The following is a 5,641-nucleotide window of genomic DNA, read 5'->3' as shown; positions in this document are numbered from 1 at the left end:
CTCGCCGAATCGCTGCGCGGCGAGGTCGCCACGCCGCCGCCCCGCCCGGTGCGCCGTTCCGCCGCCCGCGGCGCGCGGCTCGGCGTCATGCCCTTCCGCGTCCTGGGTGGCGAATCGGATGCCGAGGTCTCGCTCGGGCTCGCGGGGGAGATCACCGCCGCACTCGCGCGCTTCCGCTGGCTGGTGCTGGTGGACAGTTCCTCGATCGCCGCGGCCGAGCGGCAGGAGGGCGTAAACGAGGAGCTCGACCTCGACTTCACCCTCTCGGGCACGGTGCAGCGCTCCGGCGACCGGGTGCGCGTGACGCTCCGCCTGACCGACCACCGCCCGCCCGATGCCGTGGTCTGGGCCGAGCGGTTCGATCGCGACGCCGGCGACATCCTGGCGCTGCAGGACGAGATCGCCGCCGAGGTGGTCGCCCGCGTCGACCCCGAGATCCTGCTGATCGAGGCGAATCGCGCCGCCACCCGCCCGCAGGTCCATGCCACTGCCTATGACCTGCTGCTGCGCGCGATCCCGGCGATCTACCGGCTCGACCGGCAATCCTACGAGCTCGCGGGCAGCCTGCTGTCGGAGGCGACGCGGCTCGAGCCCGACTACGCGCCGGCCTTCGCCTGGCATGCCTACTGGCACCTGTTCCTGGTCGGGCAGGGCTGGGCGCAGGCGGGCACCGAGGTGCTGGCCAAGAGCGAGGAGCTCGCCTCGCGTGCCGTCGCCCTCGACCCCTCGGATGCGCAGGCGCTGTCCATCCTGGGGCATGTGCGCGCCTTCCTGCACCACCGCGTGGCCGAGGCGGTGACGCTGTATGAACGCGCGCTGGCGCTGAACCCGAACCTGCCCATGGCCTGGGTCTTCTCAGCGCTCACGCTGTCCTACCGCGGCGAGCACGTCGAGGCGCTGCGGCGCTGGGAGAAGTACAAGAAGCTGGCGCCGCTGCACCCGCATGCCTTCTTCTTCGACGCCGCGCGGCTGGTGCCGCTGCTGATGCTGCGCCGCTTCGAGGAGGTGGACGCCGATGCGCGCCAGGTGACGGCGCTGCATGCCGGCTTCACCTTCCCCTACAAGCTGTGGCTTTCGGCGCTGGGGCATCTCGGGCGGCGGGGCCAGGCGGCCGAGGTGCTGGCGAAGCTCATCGTCCTCGAGCCCGACTTCAACATCCGCAAGGCGCGTGAGCGTTCGCCGCTGCAGATGCCCGCCGAGCTCGACTTCTATCTGGCCGGGCTGCGCAAGGCCGGGCTGAGCTGAGCTGAGCGGCGCTACAGCGGCCGGATCGAATCGCCCGGGCGGATGGTGCCGCCCTTCACGATGAGGCAGTTCAGCCCCGAGCGATGGATCAGCGGCTTGAACACCGGCTTGCCCAGCAGGTCCTCGAGATACTGGCAGGGGACGTTCAGCCGCCCGCCGACCAGCACGACATCGCCCACGCGGAATTCCCGCCCGACCAGGTGGTTCAGCGGCACGCCCGCGGTGGTGAGGTTGCGCCGCGTCTCGTGCGGCCGCAGGTCGATGCCGTGGTCGCGCTTCAGGGCGTCGAGCGTTTCCATCTCGATCAGCGTGACCTGGCGGTCGGGGTGCGGCTTGTGGCTGTAGGTGCCGCGCGCGGTGGCGTAGCGGTCGCCCTCGATGCCCACGCCTTCGATCAGGCGCGCGGCGTCGAGCTCGACCATGGGGGCGCTGGCCTCGGGCGCGATGTGGATCGCGAGAAGCACGCCGGTGAAGTCGTGGCTCATCGCAGCAACTCCGCCGCGGCGCGGGTCAGCGCGCCATCCACGTTCCACAGCGATTCCAGCACGCGGAAATGGTCGGCTCCGGGGATGGGAACGAGCGCGCCGGGCGCCTGCGCCTCGGCCCGGATGCGGTGGAAGACGCGCGACTGGCGGCGCAGTTCCGGCAGTTCCGCGCCGCCATAGGCGATGGCGATCGGCTTCATCACCACCGGGCGGCGGATCGGCGAGAGGTCGGCGATCTCAGCCTCGGTCAGCCGCAGCTTCTCATCGAGGTAGGTGTCGCGGATCGGGCCGAGCTCGTAGATGCCTGACATCGCGAGCGCGGCGGTCACCGCCGGGTGCTCCGCGGCGAGCGCCGCCAGGTGCCCGCCCGCCGACCAGCCCGAGACCACGATCGGCCCGGCGATGCCATGCGCGGGGCCTTCCGCGCTCAGCCAATCGAGCGCGCGGCTGACCTGCCAGGCGATGGTGGTGAGGGACGCCTCTGGTGCCAGGGTGTAGCCTGGCAGTGCGGCCGACCAGCCCATGGCCAGCGCGCCTTGCGCGAGGATGGCGAAATCCTCCCGCCGGTTGCGCTGCCAGTAGCCGCCATGGATGAACACGAGGCAGGGGGCGGCGGGATCGGCGCCCGGGAACAGGTCCCACTTCTCGCGCTCCGCCGGGCCGTAGGGCAGGTCGAGATGCCCCGCATGCGCGGCGCGGAATTCCGCCGAGAGCGCATTGCGCGCGGCGATCTGCGCGGCGCTGTCGGCCACCATGTCGGTGTTGTTGTAGGCGTCGTCGCGGTCCTTCTGCGACCAGTAGCGCCAGCCTTCCGCGAAGGCGTAGGGCGTGCCGGCGCTCATGGCGCGATCACCCGCACCGGCGCCCCGGCATTGAAGGCGGCGATCGCCTCGACCGTGCCTTCGTAATAGGCGCGGTAGTTCTGCTGCGTGACATAGCCGAGATGCGGCGTGAGGAAGGTGTTGGGCGCCGCGAGGATCGGGTGGCCGGGCGGCAGCGGCTCGATGTCGAAGACGTCGATGCCCGCGCCGGCGATGGTGCCGGCCTTGAGTGCGGCGATCAGCGCGTCCTGGTCGATCAGCGGCCCGCGGGAGGTGTTCACGATGAAGGCGGTCTTCTTCATCTGCGCGAGGTCCGCCGCGCCGACGATGCCGTGCGAGCGGTCCGACAGGATCAGGTGCAGCGTCACGACATCCGCCGTGGACAGCAGCGTCGCCTTGTCCACGCGGGTCACGCCCACCTCCGCCGCGCGTTCCTCGGTCAGGTTCTGGCTCCAGGCCACGACCTTCATGCCGAAGGCGAGCCCCACCTTCGCGACGCGGGCGCCGAGCTTGCCGAGGCCCACCACGCCGAGCGTGCGCCCTTCGAGCCCCCAGCCGACCGAGGTCTGCCACTGCCCGGCGCGCAGCGCGGCCTGCTGCGCCGGCAGGTCGCGCATCAGGCCGGTGATCAGCCCCCAGGTGATGTCCACCGTCGGGTCGCCGAAGGACGGCGTGCCGCAGAAGACGACGCCGCGCTCGGCACAGGCCGCCGCGTCGATCGAGCGATTGCGCGCGGCCGTGGTGACCAGCAGGCGGAGGTTCGGCAGCGCTTCGATCAGCGGGCGGGGGAAGGGGGTGCGTTCGCGCATCGCGAGGATGGCGTCGAAGGGGGCCAGGCGCTGCACCAGCGCGGCGCGGTCGGTGATCGTGTCGCGGAACACCGTGACCTCGAGCCCCGGGAGCCTGTCCCACGGCCCCATGGACATGGCGACACCCTGGTAGTCGTCGAGGATGGCTAGTCGCTTGATGGCGTCGGGCATGGGGCGTCTCCTGCTGGTGGCGCGTGCATGGCGCGGCGGCGGCCGTTGCGCAAGCGGGGTTCAGCCGGGCGTTATCCCCGCCAGCGCAGCGCGCAGCGGGGCGGGCAGCGGTGTCGGCACCTTCTGCGTCGCGCGATCCACATAGACATGCACGAAGTGGCCCTCGGCCGCCGCGACCTCGTCCTCGTTGCGGAAGATGCCGATCTCGTAGCGCACCGAGGTATTGCCCGCCCGCCCGCAGCGCAGCCCGGCCGTCACCTGGTCCGGGAAGGCGATGGGCGCGAAGTAGCGGCACTGCGTCTCGACCACCAGGCCGATCACCGGCGCGGTCGGGATGTGCAGGAAGCCGGTGTCGATCAGGAAGCGCGCCACCACCGTGTCGAACCACGAATAGTAGGTCACGTTATTCACGTGGCCATAGACGTCGTTGTCCATCCACCGCGTCGGGATCGCCAGGAAGAAGCGGTAGTCGGCGCGGGTGCCGCGGTCCTTCGACATGCTCAGCCGCCCAGGGCGCGGGTCACGATGGCCTCGTCCACGCACACCTCGAAGGCCGGCGCGCCCTTGATCACGCCGGCGGAGCGCATCGCGCCCTGCAACTGGTCGAAGGCGGCGCGCGGGAAATGCGGGTTCGGCGCCCAGAGCGCCAGCGACTGATACCGCGCCAGCGCCGCGGCCAGCGCGGGCTGCGGCACCTCGGGGAACATCGGCGCGACGGTGGCGGCGATCTCGGCCGGGGGCGCCTGTGCAACCCACGCCAGCGCGGCCGCCATGGCGCGGATCATGGCGGCGAATTCCGCCTGGCGTTCCGCGATGCGCGTCTCGGTCGCGTAGAAGGCGGTGTAGGCGGAGGGTCCGCGATCAGCCGCGCGGTGCCAGACCGAAAGCCCCGCCGCCTCGGCCAGCGCCGCATGCGGTTCGAAGACCTGCGCGACATCGAGCCGCCCCTCGCGCACGGCGGCGATGTTCTCGGCCATGGAGCGATCCGTCACGCGGTCCAGCGCATCCGGGTCGATGCCCGCGCGCCGCAGGTCATCCTGCAGGCACCACCAGGGTGTCGGCACCTCGCTGACCGTGCCGAAGCGCAGCCCCGGCAGGTCCGCCAGCGCGAAGCCCGGCCGCGCGCCGCGCCCGACCAGCAGGAAGGGGTCCTTCATCACCACCGCGCAGAAGGACCGCAGCGGGCAGGAAGGGTCGCGGTCGCGCAGCAGCATCGGCCGCATCGGGCCGGACCAGGCGATGTCGGCCGCGCCGCTCAGCAGGTTGTCGGCGGCCTTGTTGGGGTCGCCCGCGGTGTCGCGCCGCACCTCGACGCCCTGCGCGGCGAAGAGGCCGCGCGCCTCGGCCACGTAGAACGGCGCGTAGAACACGGCGCGGAAGGGCTCGTTGAGGATGATGGGCTGCACGGCGGGTCCCCCTGGTGGCCGGGGCGCATCCTGCGCAGGCCCGCGCCGGCGCACCAGACCCCGCCCTGGCTGCGCGCCGCGCATGGCCCGCACGCCAGCCCCGCCGATTCGCCGCTGGCGTGTCCTGGCAAGATCGCGGCATAACCCCCTGCCCGGACAGGGGGGAGCCCCCGAGCCCTTCGCCGGGACTCGTGATGACGCTACATCTGGTGTGTGTCGGCGCCTTGGGCCACAATCCCTGGGTATCGACCGCGCTGATCCAACGCCTCGGGAACCCCCATGTTCGCCGCGCCCCGGCCTGAAACATCGCCTCGACTGGAGCCGTTCCGCCTGCGCGGGGCGAACTTCAACCTGCTGGTGCTGCGCCTGCTGGACCCGCGGCCGGAGGCGGTGGTGCCCGCCATCGGCGACCAGTTCCGCCGCGCGCCGGGCTTCCTGCGCTTTGCCCCGGTGGTGCTCGGCCTGGCCGACCTCGAGGTGCCGCCGAACAGCGTCGATTTCGCAGGTCTCATCGAGGGTCTGCGTGGGCTCGAGATCGTGCCGATCGGGACCACCGGCGGCACGCCCGAGATGCGCAACGCCGCCATGGCCTTCGGCCTGCCGCCGATCCGCAGCGTCGGCGGCAAGGAGAGCGACGAGGCTGCCCCCGCGCCGGCCGCCGCAGCGCCGGCCGAACCGATCGCCCCGCCGCCCGCGCCGCCGCC

Annotated in this window: 6 protein-coding genes and 1 pseudogene; 2 read left to right on the top strand and 5 right to left on the bottom strand. The window is 72.1% G+C overall.

Translation table 11 applies throughout. From position 1 onward, the window contains the following. Positions 1-1,245: hypothetical protein (locus HW578_RS22150; protein WP_198372884.1), on the top strand; the 1,245-nt coding region annotated here is incomplete at its 5' end. Positions 1,246-1,256: 11 nt separating this feature from the next. Here HW578_RS22150 and HW578_RS22145 read toward each other — a convergent pair. Genes HW578_RS22145 through HW578_RS22125 form a run of 5 tightly spaced genes read right to left on the bottom strand, consistent with a single transcriptional unit; the run spans position 1,257 to position 4,937 of the window. Continuing rightward, the gene (locus tag HW578_RS22145; protein ID WP_198372883.1) at positions 1,257-1,730 is read right to left on the bottom strand and encodes an MOSC domain-containing protein; all 474 of its coding nucleotides are present in this window, start codon (positions 1,728-1,730) and stop codon (positions 1,257-1,259) included. Beyond that, positions 1,727-2,572, bottom strand: a complete 846-nt coding sequence (locus tag HW578_RS22140) for an alpha/beta hydrolase (protein WP_198372882.1) — start codon at positions 2,570-2,572, stop codon at positions 1,727-1,729. Before HW578_RS22140 ends, HW578_RS22145 begins: the two co-directional genes overlap by 4 nt. Beyond that, positions 2,569-3,531: a D-2-hydroxyacid dehydrogenase family protein gene (locus HW578_RS22135; RefSeq protein WP_198372881.1), complete on the bottom strand. Its 963-nt coding sequence runs from the start codon at positions 3,529-3,531 to the stop codon at positions 2,569-2,571. Before HW578_RS22135 ends, HW578_RS22140 begins: the two co-directional genes overlap by 4 nt. A gap of 60 nt (positions 3,532-3,591) precedes the next feature. Next, on the bottom strand, positions 3,592-4,029 hold the full coding sequence (locus HW578_RS22130) for an acyl-CoA thioesterase (protein WP_198372880.1): 438 nt from the start codon (positions 4,027-4,029) through the stop codon (positions 3,592-3,594). 2 nt (positions 4,030-4,031) lie between these two features. Next, positions 4,032-4,937, bottom strand: a complete 906-nt coding sequence (locus HW578_RS22125) for an ABC transporter substrate-binding protein (RefSeq protein WP_198372879.1) — start codon at positions 4,935-4,937, stop codon at positions 4,032-4,034. A 279-nt stretch (positions 4,938-5,216) separates the two neighbouring features. Here HW578_RS22125 and HW578_RS22120 point away from each other — a divergent pair. Then, positions 5,217-5,641 (top strand): annotated as a pseudogene (locus HW578_RS22120) (septum site-determining protein MinC); the annotation flags it as partial.

Source organism: Roseomonas rosulenta (genome assembly GCF_016106005.1).
GTDB classification, from domain to species: Bacteria; Pseudomonadota; Alphaproteobacteria; order Acetobacterales; family Acetobacteraceae; genus Neoroseomonas; species Neoroseomonas rosulenta.
Note: the sequence above shows the minus strand (reverse complement) of the source record. Positions and strands in the feature narration are given on the sequence as shown.